Origin of the sequence: Oceanibaculum indicum P24 (genome assembly GCF_000299935.1) — a bacterium.
Lineage (GTDB): Bacteria > Pseudomonadota > Alphaproteobacteria > Oceanibaculales > Oceanibaculaceae > Oceanibaculum > Oceanibaculum indicum.
In genome coordinates this window covers 59,614-75,159 of the sequence record NZ_AMRL01000015.1, presented here as the reverse complement: position 1 = coordinate 75,159, position 15,546 = coordinate 59,614, and the positions used below count along the sequence as shown (strand labels likewise).

Below are 15,546 nucleotides of genomic sequence, written 5' to 3'. Positions count from 1 at the left end.
GCCGGCCGTCTCTCCCGCCAAAAGATCAAAGAACAAGCCTCGGGAGGCGCTGGTGCTGCGTCACTTCGTGTATGCGATGGCCGTGCTGCTGTGCGGGCTCGTCGCGTCCTCTCCGCCCGCATCGGCACAGGCCGATATTCCCGCCCTGATCCAGGCGCTGGGCGATGCCAAGGGTTACAGCGAGCTGGAAAAAGCGGTCGATGCGCTGGCCGCGAGTGGCGCCAGCGAGGCGGTGCCGGCCCTGGCCGCGCTGGGCGATGGCAACCTCTATACCGCGAAGGCCGATGGCAAGGTGGTGATCGCGCAGGAGCGCGGCGGCAACCTGGCCCTGACCGACCCGCTGACCGGCGAGAGCCTGGGCACAGAAGCTTCCGGTGCCTATGAGCGTATCCGCGTGAATAACCGGCTGCGCCGGGCCGTACGCGCCGCCATTGGCACCCTGACGCTGATGAGCCCGAAACCCGAAATCCGCATGGTGGCCGCCGAGGCCGTGTACAAGAGCCGCGACGAGAACGCGCTGGACACGGTGGAGGCGGCGCTGGCCGCCGAAAGCGACGCCGCCGTCCGCCGCGCGCTAGAGGAGGCAAGGGCCGCGATCCAGCTGGCTGGTACCGCCAGCGACGAGATCAAGCTGGCGGCGTTGCAGGTGATCGAACGGCGCGGCGGCCGCGAATCGCTGGCGCTGCTGGGCCAGGTCTCGGCGAATGCCAGCCCGGCGGTGGCCGAGGCCGCCCAGGCGGTCGCGCAGAAAATCCAGGCGAACCTGCGCTGGTGGGGCGTGCTGCAGAACGCGATCTACGGCATCTCGCTCGGCTCCGTGCTGCTGCTGGCAGCCATCGGCCTTGCCATCACCTTCGGCGTCATGGGCGTCATCAACATGGCGCATGGCGAGATGGTGATGATCGGCGCCTACACGACCTATGTGGTGCAGGAGGTGATCCGCACCTCCTTTCCCTACCTGTTCGACGTCTCGGTGCTGATTGCGCTGCCGCTGGCCTTCCTGGTGGCCGGTGCCATCGGCATCGCTATCGAGCGCGGCATCATCCGCTTCCTCTATGGCCGGCCGCTGGAGACTCTACTGGCGACCTGGGGGCTGTCGCTGGTGCTGCAGCAGGCGGTGCGCAGCATCTTCGGCCCGACCAACCGCGAGGTCGGCAACCCGTCCTGGATGTCCGGCGCCTTCGATCTCGGCCAGATCTCGCTGACCTATGGAAGGCTGTGGATCGTCATCTTCGCGCTGATCGTCTTCGTCGCGCTGATGCTGATGCTGCGCAAGACGCCGCTGGGCCTGCAGATGCGCGCGGTGACGCAGAACCGCCGCATGGCGGCCTCCATGGGCATCCGCACACCCTGGGTCGATGCGATGACCTTCGGCCTCGGGTCCGGCGTGGCCGGGCTGGCCGGGGTGGCACTGTCGCAGATCGACAATGTCAGCCCCAATCTGGGGCAGGGCTACATCATTGACAGCTTCATGATCGTCATCTTCGGCGGTGTCGGCAATCTGTGGGGCACGCTGGTTGGCGCCTTCACGCTGGGCGTGGTGAACAAGTTCCTGGAGCCCTATGCGGGCGCGGTGCTGGGCAAGATCCTGGTGTTGGTCTTCATCATCCTGTTCATCCAGGTGCGTCCGCGCGGGCTGTTCGCCCTCAAGGGCCGGGCGGTTGAGCAATGACCCGGGGAACAATGAAGGGCGGTTTCCTCGTGCGCGGGCTGGACCGTGGCGGGCTGATCTTCCTGGCCATCGTCCTGGGGGTCGGCATCCTGGTGCCGGCGCTGAATCTGCTGCTGCCGGCGGGCCACCCGCTGCATGTGCCGAACTATGTCGTGTCGCTGGTCGGCAAGTATCTGTGCTTCGCGCTGCTCGCCCTCTCCATCGATCTGGTCTGGGGCTATTGCGGCATCCTCTCGCTAGGGCATGGCGCCTTCTTCGCGCTCGGCGGCTACGCGATGGGGATGTATCTGATGCGCCAGATCGGTACGCGTGGCGTCTATGCCCATCCCGAGCTGCCGGACTTCATGGTGTTCCTGAACTGGAAGGAGCTGCCCTGGTACTGGTACGGGTTCGACCAGTTCTGGTTCGCTGCGATCATGGTGGTGCTGGTTCCCGGCGCGCTGGCCTTCGCGCTCGGCTGGTTCGCCTTCCGCTCGCGCGTCACCGGCGTCTATCTGTCGATCATCACCCAGGCGATGACCTTCGCCCTGCTGTTGGCCTTCTTCCGCAACGATATGGGCTTCGGCGGCAATAATGGCTTGACCGACTTCAAGGATATTCTCGGCTATCCGGTGCAGGCGGCGGGCACGCGGGCGGTGCTGTTCTTCGCCTCCGCGCTGGCGCTGGCGCTGGGCTTCCTGCTGTGCCGGGCGATCATCCGCTCCAAGCTGGGCAAGGTGCTGGTGGCGATCCGCGATGCCGAGAGCCGCACCCGGTTCCTGGGATACCGGGTGGAGCATTACAAGCTGTTCGTCTTCACCCTGTCGGCCTGCATGGCCGGGGTGGCCGGCGCGCTCTATGTGCCGCAGGTCGGCATCATCAACCCCAGCGAGTTCAGCCCGGCCAACTCCATCGAGATGGTGATCTGGGTCGCGGTCGGCGGGCGCGGCACGCTGATCGGGCCGGTGGTCGGCGCGATTCTGGTGAATTTCGGCAAGACCTACTTCACTGCCGCCATCCCGGAAATCTGGCTGTTCGCGCTGGGTGGGCTGTTCATCGCCGTCACCCTGTTCTTGCCGAAGGGGATCGTCGGCACGGCGTCCGAGCTGATGAAGAAGAAGTCCGGCAAAGCAGAGCGCCGCGATCCGGCGCCGGAACCGGCGGAGTAGCGCCATGACCTCCGACCTGATGACCCGCGCGCTGCTCTATCTCGACGGGGTGACCGTCAGCTTCGACGGTTTCCGCGCGCTGAACAGCCTGTCCTTCACCGTGATGCCCGGCGAGATGCGGGCGATCATCGGCCCGAACGGTGCCGGTAAGACGACGATGATGGATGTGGTGACCGGCAAGACCCGGCCCGACGAGGGCGATGTCGTGTTCGACGGCAAAGTGGACCTGACACGGCAGGACGAGGCGGCCATCGCCAAGCTGGGCATCGGCCGCAAGTTCCAGAAGCCGACCGTGTTCGAGAGCCACAGCGTCTGGGACAATCTGGATCTTGCCATCGAGGGGCGGCGCGACCCGCTGGCGACCCTGTTTCACAGGGAAGGGGAGGAGCGCGACCGCATCGAGGAAATCCTCGGCATTGTGCGCCTCAAGGACCGGCGGCACGAGCTGGCGGGCGCCCTGTCGCACGGCCAGAAGCAATGGCTGGAGATCGGCATGCTGCTGGCGCAGAACCCGAAGCTGCTGCTGGTGGACGAGCCGGTGGCCGGCATGACCGACGCGGAAACGGCGGAAACCGCCGACCTGCTGCGGGAGATCGCGCAGACCCATTCCGTCGTCGTGGTCGAACATGACATGACCTTCGTGCGCGATCTGGGCGTGAAGGTCACGGTGCTGCATGAGGGCTCGGTGCTGGCCGAGGGAACGCTCGACCATGTCAGCGCCGATCCGCGTGTCGTTGAAGTCTATCTGGGGCGCTGATCATGCTGGATGTCCGGGATGTCGATCTGCATTACGGGGCGGCACAGGCGCTGCGCAAGGTCTCGCTGAAGGCCGAGATTGGCCGCATCACCTGCCTGATGGGCCGCAATGGCGTTGGCAAGACCAGCCTGCTGCGCGCCATTGTCGGCCATCACCCGGTCAGCCGGGGCGAGATCGGCTGGAACGACAAGCCGGTCACCGGCCTGCGCCCGTTCGACCGGGCGCGGCGCGGCATCGCCTATGTGCCGCAGGGCCGGGAAATCTTTCCGCTGCTGACGGTGAAGGAGAATCTGGAAACCGGCTTTGCCCCGCTGCCGCGCGGGGAGCGCACCATCCCTGACTATATCTTCGAGCTGTTCCCGGTGCTGCAGACCATGCTGGGCCGGCGTGGCGGCGATCTGTCGGGCGGCCAGCAGCAGCAGCTTGCCATCGGCCGGGCGCTGGTGATGCGGCCCTCGCTGCTGGTGCTGGACGAGCCGACCGAGGGCATCCAGCCCTCCATCATCAAGGATATCGGCCGGGCCATCCTGTTCTTGCGCGACCGCGGCGACATGGCGATCCTGCTGGTGGAGCAGTATTTCGACTTTGCCCGTGACCTGGCCGACGATTTCGCCGTCATGGACCGGGGCGAGATCGTGCTCTCGGGCACCAAGGCCGAGCTGGTGGAGAGCGATGTTCGACGTTATCTCACGGTCTGATCCGGGGGGACTGCCGCCGCTGCAGCGGCTGCGTGGACGGATGGAGATTTCGGCGAAGCTGGTGGCCGGGCACACAAGGCTGGACCGGCTCTACCAGGAAGGCTCCGCCAAGGCTCGCCTGCCGAAGACCCCCGGAACGGCGCTGGAGGCCATCCTCATCAATACCGGCGGCGGCATGACCGGCGGCGACCGGCTACATGTCGGCGTCGCGGCGGGGGCGGGCGCGCATCTTGTCGCCACCAGCCAGGCGGCGGAGAAGATCTACCGGTCGCCACAGGGCGAGGCGCTGATGGAAACCCGGCTGGAGGTCGGCGCGGGCGGGCGGCTCGACTGGCTGCCGCAGGAAACCATCCTGTTCCAGGGCGGGCGCTTCGGCCGCCGGCTGGAGGCCGATGTCGCCGCCGACGGGGCGTTGCTGATTGTCGAATCCACCATCTTCGGCCGCACCGCGCGCGGCGAGGAGGTGACGGACGGGCAGTTCGCCGATCGCTGGCGCGTGCGCCGCGCCGGGCATCTGGTGTTCGCGGATACGACACGGCTGGAAGGCGATGTCGCCACCCTGCTCGACCGGCCGGCGGTTGCCGGCGGTGGGCGGGCGGTCGCCGCGCTGCTCCATGTCACTGGCGATGCCGAGGAGCGCCTCGACGCGGTCCGCGCCGTGCTGGAGCATCATCCGGCGGTCGAGGGCGGGGCCAGCGCCTGGAACGGGCTTTTGCATGCGCGCCTGGTGGCGCGCACCGGCATCGTGCTGCGCGCCGCGCTGATCGATCTGCTGCAAATTTTGCGCGGGCAGCCCATGCCGCGCGCCTGGATGTGCTGAGGGGGGAGCGATGAATCTGACGCCACGGGAAAAGGACAAGCTGCTGATCGCCATGGCGGCGGTGGTGGCCAGGCGGCGGCTGGAACGCGGGGTGAAGCTGAACCATCCCGAAGCCATCGCCCTCATTACCGATTTCGTGGTGGAGGGGGCCCGCGACGGGCGCTCCGTCGCCGAACTGATGGAGGCCGGCGCCCATGTCATCACCCGCGCGCAGGTCATGGAAGGCGTCGCCGAGATGATCCATGACGTGCAGGTGGAAGCCACATTCCCCGACGGTACCAAGCTGGTGACCGTCCATGAACCGATCCGCTGAGGGAGGCGCACATGATCCCCGGTGAAATCTTCCCCGCCGATGGCGAGATCGAGCTGAATAAAGGCCGACCCGTCACCCTGCTGACCGTTGCCAATACCGGCGACCGCCCGGTGCAGGTCGGCAGCCATTATCATTTCTACGAGACCAATGCGGCGCTGTCCTTCGACCGGCAGGCGGCCTATGGCAAGCGGCTGGATATCGCGGCAGGCACGGCGGTGCGCTTCGAGCCGGGGCAGAGTCGGGAGGTAGCGCTGGTGCCGGTGGATGGCGCACGCAAAATCTACGGCTTCAACCAGAAGGTCATGGGCACCCTTAAGGGAGGCGACAATGCCGGCTAGGATTTCGCGCGGCGCCTATGCCGACATGTTCGGACCCACCGTGGGCGACAAGGTGCGGCTGGCCGATACCGACCTGATCGTCGAGGTGGAGAAGGACCACACGATCTATGGCGAAGAGGTGAAGTTCGGCGGCGGCAAGGTGATCCGCGACGGCATGGGCCAGTCGCAGGTCACGCGGGCGGGCGGCGCCGTCGATACCGTCATCACCAACGCCCTGATCATCGACCACTGGGGCATCGTGAAGGCCGATGTGGGCATCCGCGACGGGCGCATCGCGGGAATCGGCAAGGCCGGCAACCCGGATATCCAGCCCGGCGTGACCATCATCGTCGGCCCGACGACCGACGTGATCGCCGGTGAGGGCAAGATCCTGACCGCCGGTTTCATCGATAGCCATATCCATTTCATCTGCCCGCAGCAGATCGAGGAGGCGCTGATGAGCGGCGTCACCACCATGATCGGCGGCGGCACCGGCCCTTCGACCGGCACCAACGCGACGACCTGCACGCCGGGCGCCTGGCATATGGCGCGCATGCTGCAGGCCGCCGAGGCCTTCCCGATGAACCTGGCCTTCGCCGGCAAGGGCAATGCCGCCCTGCCCGCGGCGCTGGTGGAGCAGGTGAAGGCCGGCGCGATGGCGCTGAAACTGCACGAGGACTGGGGCACCACCCCGGCGGCGATCGATTGCTGCCTCGGTGTTGCGGACGATCTCGATGTGCAGGTGATGATCCATACCGACACGCTGAATGAATCCGGCTTCGTCGAGGATACCGTCGCCGCCTTCAAGGGCCGCACCATCCACGCCTTCCATACTGAGGGGGCGGGCGGCGGCCATGCGCCGGACATCCTTACCGTCTGCGGCCTGCCGCATGTCATCCCGTCCTCGACCAACCCGACGCGGCCCTACACGCTGAACACGCTGGACGAGCATCTCGACATGCTCATGGTCTGCCATCATCTGGATTCCTCGATCCCGGAGGATGTGGCCTTTGCGGAGAGCCGCATCCGGCGCGAGACCATCGCGGCGGAGGATATCCTGCACGATATGGGTGCGCTCTCCATCATCGCCTCCGACAGCCAGGCGATGGGCCGCGTCGGCGAGGTGATCATCCGCACCTTCCAGACCGCCCACAAGATGCGGGTGCAGCGCGGCCGCCTGCCGCAGGAGAGCGGCGAGAACGACAATTTCCGGGTGAAGCGCTACATCGCCAAGATCACCATCAACGCCGCCATCGCGCATGGGATGAGCGCGCATATCGGCTCCATCGAGACCGGCAAGCTTGCCGACCTGGCGCTGTGGAGCCCGGCCTTCTTCGGCGTGAAGCCGGACCTGGTGCTGAAGATGGGCAGCATCGCCGCTGCGCCGATGGGCGATCCCAACGCTTCCATCCCGACGCCGCAGCCGGTGCATTACCGGCCGATGTTCGCCTCCTATGGCAGGTCTCTGACCGAGAGTGCGGTCACCTTCGTCTCGAAGGCGTCTCTGGAGGAGGGCATCGCTGAGAAATACGGCCTCGCCAAGACCCTGCTGCCGGTGGAGAACACGCGCGGCGGCATCTCCAAGGCATCGATGGTGCATAACGATTACCTGCCGGAAATCTCCGTCGATCCGGAAACCTACGAGGTGCGCGTGGATGGCGAGATCGTCACCTGCGAGCCCGCAACCGTGCTGCCGATGGCGCAGCGCTATTTCCTGTTCTGAGGACCTGATGAACCAGATCAAGCGCGCCACCCTCGTCCTGCCGGCCGGCGAATGGAACCCGGAGAAAAGGCTGGGCGGGGTGACGCTGGATTTCGACCGGCGCAGCCGGCGGCGCATCGCGCTGACCACCGACGAGGGTATGGATTTCCTGCTCGATTTGCCGGAGCCGCGCCATCTGCGCCAGGGCGATGGGCTGGCGCTGCAGGACGGCGTTATCGAAGTGCTGGCGGCGCCGGAAGATTTGCTGGAACTGCGCTGCGCCGACGCGCATGCGCTGCTGCGGCTGGCCTGGCATATCGGCAACCGGCATATCCCGGCGATGCTGGAAGGCGAGGCGATCCTGATCCGCGCCGACCATGTGCTGGCCGACATGGCCCGGCGGCTGGGGGCGGAGGTCACGGCGGTCGCCCGGCCGTTCGACCCGGAGGGTGGCGCCTATGCCGACGTGCCGACCGGCGGCGGCCACTCACATGGGCATTCGCATGGACATGGCCATGGCCACCATCACCACCACTGACGGCACGGGGGAGGCCACGCTCTACCGGCTGATGACCTGGCTGACGCCGTCCTTCCCGGTTGGCGCCTTCTCCTACAGCCATGGGCTGGAATGGGCGGTGGAGGTAGGCGATATCGGCGACCTCGGCAGCCTGACCGGCTGGCTGCGCGATCTGCTGGAATGGGGCAGCGGGCGCAATGACGCGATCCTGCTGGCGGAGGCCTGGCGTGCGTCGGCAGCGGGTGCGTGGGACCGGCTGGAAGCGGTCAACAGGCTGACGCTGGCCCTGTCGCCATCGCGCGAACGCCATCTGGAAACCGCCATGCAGGGCCGCAGCTTTGCCGCTGCCATCGCTGCCGCCTGGCCCTGTGCGGCGGTTGGCGAAGTGCAGCAGCGCGCCGGCACGGACATCGCCTATCCGGTCGCGGTCGGCGCGGCGGCAGCCGGCCATGGCATCCCGCTGGACGCCATTCTGGCAGCCTATCTGCACGGTTTCGTCGCCAATCTGGTCTCCGCCGGGGTGCGGCTGGTGCCGCTTGGCCAGACCGATGGCCAGCGCGCGCTGGTGGCGCTGGAAGCGGCTGTGGCCGGGGCGGCCCGGCAGGCGCTGGTCAGCGATCTCGACGATCTCGGCGGGGCGATGTTCCGCGCCGATATCGGCTCCATGAAACACGAAACGCAATATACGAGGCTGTTCCGCTCATGACCCGATCCCCCAATGGACCGCTCCGCGTCGGTATCGGCGGCCCGGTCGGCTCCGGCAAGACCGCGCTGATGGAGGCTTTGTGCAAGCGCTTCCGCAGCGTCTATGACATCTGCGCCATCACCAACGATATCTACACCAAGGAGGATGCGCTGATCCTGAACCGGGTCGGCGCGCTGGAGACCGAGCGCATCCTGGGGGTGGAGACCGGCGGCTGCCCGCATACGGCGATCCGCGAGGACGCCTCGATCAATCTCGCCGCCGTGGCCGACATGAACGCGAAGTTCCCCGGCCTAGAAATCATCCTGATCGAATCGGGCGGCGACAATCTGGCCGCCACCTTCAGCCCGGAGCTGGCGGACATCACCATCTATGTCATCGACGTGGCCGGCGGCGAGAAGATCCCGCGCAAGGGCGGGCCGGGCATCACCCGCTCCGATCTGCTGGTCATCAACAAGATCGATCTGGCGCCGCTGGTCGGCGCCGATCTCGCCGTGATGGATGCCGACACGAAGCGCATGCGCGGCGACCGGCCCTATGTCTTCACCAACATGAAAAGCGGCGAGGGGGTGCCGGTCGTCACCGCCTTTATCGAGAAGGCGGGCGGCCTTGTGCCCGCCGGCCAGCCCGTCGCCTAAGCAAGCCGCCTAAGGGAGCAATGAATATGAACAGGACCACCCCCTTCCTCGCCCTCTTGCTGTCCGTCGCTGCGACGCCGGCGCTGGCCCATACCGGAGTCGGCGCCGTGCACGGGCTGGAACATGGTTTCCTGCATCCGCTCACCGGGCCGGACCATCTGCTGGCGATGCTGGCGGTCGGCCTGTGGTCGGGCCAGCAATCCGGCAAATCGGTCTGGATGTGGCCGGCAGCCTTTGTCGGCGCAATGATCCTGGGCGGGCTGCTGGGCCTTTCCGGCGTGGCGATGCCGGGGATGGAGGCGATGATTCTGGGTTCCGTCATCGTGCTGGGCGCATTGACCCTGTTCGGTGTGGTGCTGCCGCGCTGGGCGGGGGCGGCCATCGTCGCGGTCTTCGCGGTGTCGCACGGCATGGCGCACGGGCTGGAGATGCCGGCCGATGGCGGCGGGGTGACCTATTTTGCGGGCTTCGCCGTGGCGACCGCGCTGCTGCATGCGGCCGGCATCGGTATCGCCCTTGCCGGTATGCGCAACGGGCGCCCGGTGCTGGCGCGCGCTGCCGGCGGGGCGTGCTGCGCTGCCGGCCTGATGCTGGCTGTTATCTGATAGCCCTTGACCGGGACGGCTGGGGCCGGTTTCCTGCGGGACGTTTTGCGATACCCTCGAAGGAAACCGGCAACGTGTTGCAGATAACACCATCGCGCCGCCGCGCGCTGCTCTGGGCGGTGGCCGGCATCGGTTTCGGTCTTGCCTATCGCTATCTGGTGGTGCAGCAGCACTGGATCGGCCATCTCTGCGATCCGGGGAACGGGCCCTGGTGGTGCCACCCGCGCACCGGGCTGATCCTGTTCTTCCAGTATAGCGGCTTCGGCATCCTGGCGGTGCTGGCCGGTATCTATGCCTTGTGGCGCCGGCAGAACTGGGCGGCCTATACGGCGCTGGCCGCCGGCGGTGCGGGACTTGTGCTGTATAATGCCGAGACGGCCGGCATCGGCTTCGTCATGGGGCTGATCGCCGCGCTGCGCACGCCGGGAGTGCCGACCATAAAATCCACAGAAGGGGAGGAACGGGCATGAGCTTCAAGACGACCGAGATGGCGCCTGGGATCGATACCGGTGCACAGGTCGATTCGGCCTCGCTGAAGGAAATCGCGGCGATGGGCTACCGCGCCATCATCAACAACCGGCCGGACAATGAGGAGCCGGGGCAGATGGCGATGGCCGACGCCAAGGCGCAGGCCGAGGCGCTGGGGCTGGAATATCACTTCCTGCCGGTCACCAGCTCGACCATCGGCAAGCAGGATGTCGAGGCGTTCGACGCGCTGCTGGAAAGGGCCGGCAAGCCCGTGCTGGCGCATTGCCGCACCGGCACGCGTGTCTATCTGCTCTATGGCGCGACACAGGTGCTGAAGCATGGCGCCGATGTCGATGCGGTGGTCGCCGAGGCAGCGGCCAAGGGCTTCGACATCAAGTCGCTGCCGGTACTGGTGGAAAAGCTGCGGTCCGCCTGATCCTAAGGGAAGTCCACCAGCTGGGTGAGCGGCTGCACGGTGCGCCAGTCGCCTTCCCAGCGGCTCTTGTCGCCGCGCCGGACCCAGAACTGGCAGACCATGATGCGGTCGGCTGTCTCGTGATCGCTGGCCAGCGGCAGCACCAGCCGGTAGGTGATGCCGTTCACGAAGTTTCCCTGGTCGTGATACAGCGTCTCGGAATAGACCGGGCAGCGCCGGTCGGCCGCTGTCGCATGGGTGAAGCTGACGTAGGACAGGTAGGGTTCCGGCAGCGCCTCGTCGATATGCAGGCCGGTCAACTCGCGCCCGACATGGGTGTAGATGGCGGTGCCCACCAGGCGGAATTTGAACCGGCGATAGCGCTCCGACCCGACGATATCCAGCAGGATCATGCTCGGCAGCAGCTTGTGCGGCAGGTCGAGCGGGTCCACATCGTCCCGGCCGGGCAGCAGGTTGCCGCCGCGCTGTTCGCGCCAGTAGGCCGCGAGATCGCGCAGTCGCTCGTCGGGTATATCGGTCGAGGCGACATTCCCGAGGCTGTAGGTAGTCTCAGTACGGCTCGTGTCGAAGACCGTCATCGGCTGCCTTTATCAGTGCGTCTGAGAGATATGGGCGCACGGAAATTCGATTCAAAGTAGCGAAAATTATATTTGTCTATTCGTGCCGCCGGGCAACGGCCTCGCGGTGGGCGATATAGCTGACGGCGGCAACCACGATGGCGGCGCCGATCCAGGTCCAGATTGTCGGAAATTCGCTGAACAGCAGGAAGCCGATCAGCGTCGCCCAGATCAGCTGCAGGAACTTGGCCGGCTGTGTCACCGACACATCGGCCAGCTTGAAGCCCTGCACCATTGCGAGATGGCCCAGCGTCGCGATGAAGGCGGTCAGCGCCATCAGCGCCCATTCCTCCGGTGTCGGCCAGCGCCAGACATAGATCGCCGGCACCATCGTCACCAGCGTCACGAAGATCGACAGGTAACCGACGACGGCGGGCCCGCTCTCCTTGCGCGTCAGCAGCTTCGCCATGACGTCGGAGAAGGCGAAGATCGGCGCTGCCACCAGCATGGCGATGGCGCCGGGGTCGATGATCGCCGCCCCGGGCCGAAGGATGATCAGGGCGCCAAGCAGTCCACCCGCCACTGCGATCATGCGGCGCATCCGGATGCGCTCGCCCAGCAGCAGCACGGCGGCGATGGTGGCGAAGATCGGCGAGGTGAAGCCCAGCGCGGTCACCTCGGCGATGGGGATGCGGCTCATCGCATAGAACCACATCATCACCGCCAGTCCGTGCAGGATGCCGCGCGTCGCATGCAGCTTGATATTCGCGGCGCGGAAGTCCGACAGCTGCATGCGCATGAAGAAGGGCAGCATGAACATCATGCCGAAGGCATAGCGGATGAAGGACATCTGGATCGGATTCATGGTCGTGCCGACATAGCGCACGATGGCCATGAAGCTGGCGAACAGCAGGCCGGACAGCACAACCCAGAGGATGCCGCGCACGTTCGGCGGCAAACCCGCCCACTGGCTCTTGATCGCGTCCATCCGTCTCCGGCGGTTGCGGCTGGGGGCGCTGGCGACAGGCCAGCCAATCTTGCTTAGGGGCTAAGCCGGTGCTTGTCCATGCCGCAGCGCGGATTTGCATGGCAGGCACGCGGTGCGGCCATGTGTCCTTACGGGTATGACCCGGTATTTGTTGAGATTATAAATCACTCTCATTATCATCCGATCAATGAGCATTGGGGCGTTGCCCGTCATGGAAGCCGGTCGCTGGACTGTGCGGGAAGCGGGCGTACGCCCAGCGAAATACAGGAAGGGATTTACGCATGAGACGGAGTTTTCTGGACATCGCGGCGGCCGGTTTGCTGGCCTTTGCGGCAGCGCCGGCATCGGCAGCTTCCAGCGAGGGCGCGGTGCGTGCCGTGCTGACGAATTATGCCGACATTGCCGAGGCGATGTATGCGGATTCCCTCGTCCGGGCGAAGGAGCTGAAGGCTGCTGTCCAGGCGCTGACCGATGCGCCCAGCGCCGCGACGCTGCAGGCTGCCAAGCGGGCCTGGCTGGCCGCGCGTGTGCCTTACCAGCAGACCGAGGTCTATCGCTTCGGCAATGCCATCGTCGATGACTGGGAAGGCAAGGTGAATGCCTGGCCGCTGGATGAGGGGCTGATCGATTATGTCGATTCTTCCTACGGCACCGATTCCGATGAGAACCCGCTCTACACTGCCAACGTGATCGGCAATCCGAAGATCACCCATGGCGGGGAGGAGATCGACGCCTCCACCATCACCAAGGAGCTGCTGGCCGAAAAGCTGCAGGAGATCGGCGGCGTCGAGGCGAATGTCGCCACCGGCTACCACGCCATCGAGTTTCTGCTCTGGGGCCAGGATCTGAACGGCACCGGTCCGGGTGCCGGTAACCGCCCCTGGACCGATTATGCCAGGGGTGAAGCCTGCACCAACGGCAATTGCGACCGGCGCGCGCAGTACCTGACCGTGGCAACCGACCTGTTGCTGGACGATCTGGAAGAGATGGTCGCCAATTGGGATGCCGATGGCGAGGCGCGCAAGGCGGTGATGGACGCTGGCCCGGAAGGCGGGCTGTCGATCATTCTGACCGGACTGGGCAGCCTGTCCTATGGCGAACTGGCGGGCGAGCGCATGAAGCTGGGTTTGCTGCTGAACGACCCGGAGGAGGAGCATGACTGCTTCTCCGACAACACCCACAATTCGCATTATTACGACATCGTCGGCATGCGTGCGGTCTATTTCGGCAGCTATAGCCGCATCGACGGCAAGAGCGTGGTGAACGGCCGCAGCCTGCACGATCTGGTGCGTGCTTCCGACCCGGCGCTGGCGACCGAAACCAGGCAGGCACTGGATGCCACGCTGAAGACGGCGAAGGCGATGAAGCAGCGCGCCGAGACGGTGGAGGCCTATGACCAGATGCTGGCCGCCGGCAATGAGGAAGGCGCCGCGACGCTGCAGGCGGTCATCGATGCGCTGACCGTGCAGACCCGTTCCTTCGAGCGCGCGGTGGCGCTGCTGGAGCTGCAGCCGATCTCCTTCGAGGGGTCCGATAGCCTCGACAATCCGGCGGCCGTCTTCCAGTAAGCCGACAAGACGGCCAAAGGCCGGCGGAGCATCTTGCGGTATCGCTGCGGGGTGCTCCGCCTTTCGTTTCCGCAACTTTTTGTGATGAGCATGTATCGATCGGGTTTTGTGGCGGGTGTGCAGGGTGCCGTTTCGCTGGGGTTGATTGCCGGGACAGTCGTTTCGTTTCTCGGGCTGGCGGTGAACACGGCCGGCGCGGCCGCGCCGGGCAGCAAGGCGGAAAAAGCGCGCATCGCCGCCGTCACCAAGCCTACGGAGGATTTCTCCGAGGCGGAGAAGTTCGAGCAGAACCAGGGTGGGGCGGCAACGGTCTACAAGCCGCTGAACACCAGCATCTTCTCGCATCCGTCCGGCAACATGGCATTCGAGAAGCAGCTGGATTTCAAGGTCGGCGATGGCATCTTCCGCAAGATCTGGGTGTCGGCTCCCAGCTCCACAGAATCTTCAGACGGTCTGGGGCCGCTGTTCAATTCGCGCTCCTGCCAGGGCTGCCATCTGAAGGACGGGCGCGGCGGCCCGCCGGCCGTGGGGGAGCAGGCTGTCTCGATGTTTCTGCGCCTGTCGATCCCGCCACAGGACGAGGCGCAGCGCTCCCTGCTGGCGAAGGGCGAGGCGGCGCTGATCGGCGATCCGACCTATGGCACGCAGCTGCAGAATTTCGCGATCCAGGGCCATCAGCCGGAAGGCGAGATGGTCGTCGAGTATGAGGATGTGCCGGTCACGCTGGCCGATGGTGAGGTCGTCACTCTGCGCAAACCCACCTACAGCGTTGCCAATCTGAAATACGGGCCGATGCATCCGGAGATCATGCTGTCGCCGCGCGTGGCCTCGCCGATGATCGGCCTTGGCCTGCTGGAGGCGATACCGGAGGAGGATATCCTCGCCTGGGCCGACCCCGACGATAAGGATGGCGACGGCATTTCCGGCCGGCCCAACCTCGTGTGGGACAGCGTGAAGGGCGGGCTGTCGCTCGGCCGTTTCGGCTGGAAGGCGGGCGAGCCAACGGTGCGCCAGCAATCGGCGCACGCTTTTGCTGGCGATATCGGTATCTCGACACCGATGGTGCCGGCCTCCTGGGGCGATTGCACACCGGCGCAGAAGGCTTGCCGCGAGGCGCCGACCGGCGACGATGCGCTGGAAGGCACCGAGGTCACGAAGCAGATGATGGACCTCGTCACCTTCTATGCCCGCAATCTCGGCGTGCCGGCCCGGCGCGATGTGGACGACCCGAAGGTGCTGCGCGGCAAGCAGATGTTCTATGAGAGCGGCTGCACCGCCTGCCATCGCCCGAAATTCGTCACGGCCCGCGATTTCGACGGCGAGGAACAGTTCTTCCAGCTGATCTGGCCCTATACCGACCTGCTGCTTCACGATATGGGCGAGGGGCTGGCCGACAACCGGCCGGAAGCCAAGGCGGATGGCCGCGAATGGCGCACCCCACCGCTTTGGGGCATTGGCCTGACGGAGACGGTCAGCGGCCACACCTACTTCCTGCACGATGCCCGCGCCCGCAATCTGCTGGAGGCGATCCTGTGGCATGGCGGCGAGGCCGAGGCGGCGAAGCAGAAGGTGGTGGAGATGAGCAAGGCCGACCGCGAGGCGCTGCTGGCCTTCCTGCATTCGCTCTAGGAGAAAGATC

At 66.0% G+C, this 15,546-nt stretch carries 18 protein-coding genes; 16 read left to right on the top strand and 2 right to left on the bottom strand.

Annotated features, from left to right (window positions below):
- Positions 1-52 precede the first annotated feature (52 nt).
- From urtB to P24_RS12310, 14 genes are all read left to right on the top strand, one after another.
- Positions 53-1,672 carry an urea ABC transporter permease subunit UrtB gene (urtB, locus tag P24_RS12375; protein ID WP_008945071.1) on the top strand — a complete coding sequence of 540 codons (1,620 nt, stop codon included), beginning with the start codon at positions 53-55 and terminating at the stop codon, positions 1,670-1,672.
- Entirely contained in the window at positions 1,669-2,820 is a 1,152-nt protein-coding gene (urtC, locus tag P24_RS12370) for an urea ABC transporter permease subunit UrtC (RefSeq protein WP_456319890.1), read from the top strand. The genes urtB and urtC overlap by 4 nt, the downstream gene beginning before the upstream one ends.
- Positions 2,821-2,824: 4 nt before the next feature.
- Positions 2,825-3,577, top strand: coding sequence for an urea ABC transporter ATP-binding protein UrtD (urtD, locus tag P24_RS12365; protein WP_008945069.1), 753 nt, complete (start codon positions 2,825-2,827; stop codon positions 3,575-3,577).
- 2 nt (positions 3,578-3,579) lie between these two features.
- Complete coding sequence (urtE, locus tag P24_RS12360; RefSeq protein WP_008945068.1) at positions 3,580-4,275, top strand: urea ABC transporter ATP-binding subunit UrtE; 696 nt, start codon at positions 3,580-3,582, stop codon at positions 4,273-4,275.
- Positions 4,250-5,095 (top strand): urease accessory protein UreD, encoded by an 846-nt coding sequence (locus P24_RS12355; protein WP_156816289.1) that lies wholly within the window; start codon positions 4,250-4,252, stop codon positions 5,093-5,095. The genes urtE and P24_RS12355 overlap by 26 nt, the downstream gene beginning before the upstream one ends.
- A 10-nt stretch (positions 5,096-5,105) precedes the next feature.
- Positions 5,106-5,408: an urease subunit gamma gene (locus P24_RS12350; protein WP_008945066.1), complete on the top strand. Its 303-nt coding sequence runs from the start codon at positions 5,106-5,108 to the stop codon at positions 5,406-5,408.
- Between the two features lie 11 nt (positions 5,409-5,419).
- On the top strand, positions 5,420-5,746 hold the full coding sequence (locus tag P24_RS12345; protein ID WP_008945065.1) for an urease subunit beta: 327 nt from the start codon (positions 5,420-5,422) through the stop codon (positions 5,744-5,746).
- Positions 5,736-7,448, top strand: coding sequence for an urease subunit alpha (gene ureC, locus P24_RS12340; RefSeq protein WP_008945064.1), 1,713 nt, complete (start codon positions 5,736-5,738; stop codon positions 7,446-7,448). The genes P24_RS12345 and ureC overlap by 11 nt, the downstream gene beginning before the upstream one ends.
- A 7-nt stretch (positions 7,449-7,455) precedes the next feature.
- Positions 7,456-7,965 carry an urease accessory protein UreE gene (ureE, locus tag P24_RS12335; protein ID WP_008945063.1) on the top strand — a complete coding sequence of 170 codons (510 nt, stop codon included), beginning with the start codon at positions 7,456-7,458 and terminating at the stop codon, positions 7,963-7,965.
- On the top strand, positions 7,943-8,650 hold the full coding sequence (locus P24_RS12330; protein ID WP_237740198.1) for an urease accessory protein UreF: 708 nt from the start codon (positions 7,943-7,945) through the stop codon (positions 8,648-8,650). The genes ureE and P24_RS12330 overlap by 23 nt, the downstream gene beginning before the upstream one ends.
- Positions 8,647-9,285, top strand: a complete 639-nt coding sequence (gene ureG, locus P24_RS12325) for an urease accessory protein UreG (RefSeq protein WP_008945061.1) — start codon at positions 8,647-8,649, stop codon at positions 9,283-9,285. The genes P24_RS12330 and ureG overlap by 4 nt, the downstream gene beginning before the upstream one ends.
- Before the next feature lie 26 nt (positions 9,286-9,311).
- Positions 9,312-9,890, top strand: a complete 579-nt coding sequence (locus tag P24_RS12320; RefSeq protein ID WP_156816288.1) for a HupE/UreJ family protein — start codon at positions 9,312-9,314, stop codon at positions 9,888-9,890.
- Between the two features lie 74 nt (positions 9,891-9,964).
- A complete protein-coding gene (locus tag P24_RS19290; protein ID WP_156816287.1) occupies positions 9,965-10,360 on the top strand; it encodes a hypothetical protein in 396 nt (131 codons plus the stop codon).
- Positions 10,357-10,794, top strand: a complete 438-nt coding sequence (locus P24_RS12310; RefSeq protein WP_008945058.1) for a TIGR01244 family sulfur transferase — start codon at positions 10,357-10,359, stop codon at positions 10,792-10,794. The genes P24_RS19290 and P24_RS12310 overlap by 4 nt, the downstream gene beginning before the upstream one ends.
- Before the next feature lie 2 nt (positions 10,795-10,796).
- On the opposite strand, the gene P24_RS12305 is transcribed toward P24_RS12310, so the two are convergent.
- Both P24_RS12305 and P24_RS12300 read right to left on the bottom strand, forming a co-directional pair.
- The gene (locus tag P24_RS12305; protein WP_008945057.1) at positions 10,797-11,372 is read right to left on the bottom strand and encodes a PAS domain-containing protein; all 576 of its coding nucleotides are present in this window, start codon (positions 11,370-11,372) and stop codon (positions 10,797-10,799) included.
- A 76-nt stretch (positions 11,373-11,448) separates the two neighbouring features.
- Positions 11,449-12,339, bottom strand: a complete 891-nt coding sequence (locus P24_RS12300) for a DMT family transporter (protein ID WP_008945056.1) — start codon at positions 12,337-12,339, stop codon at positions 11,449-11,451.
- A gap of 281 nt (positions 12,340-12,620) precedes the next feature.
- Here P24_RS12300 and P24_RS12295 point away from each other — a divergent pair, with 281 nt between their 5' ends.
- Together P24_RS12295 and P24_RS12290 are read left to right on the top strand one after the other, a co-directional pair.
- Positions 12,621-13,907 (top strand): imelysin family protein, encoded by a 1,287-nt coding sequence (locus tag P24_RS12295; RefSeq protein ID WP_008945055.1) that lies wholly within the window; start codon positions 12,621-12,623, stop codon positions 13,905-13,907.
- Positions 13,908-13,991: 84 nt separating this feature from the next.
- The gene (locus P24_RS12290) at positions 13,992-15,536 is read left to right on the top strand and encodes a di-heme oxidoreductase family protein (RefSeq protein WP_237740197.1); all 1,545 of its coding nucleotides are present in this window, start codon (positions 13,992-13,994) and stop codon (positions 15,534-15,536) included.
- Positions 15,537-15,546: the final 10 nt, after the last annotated feature.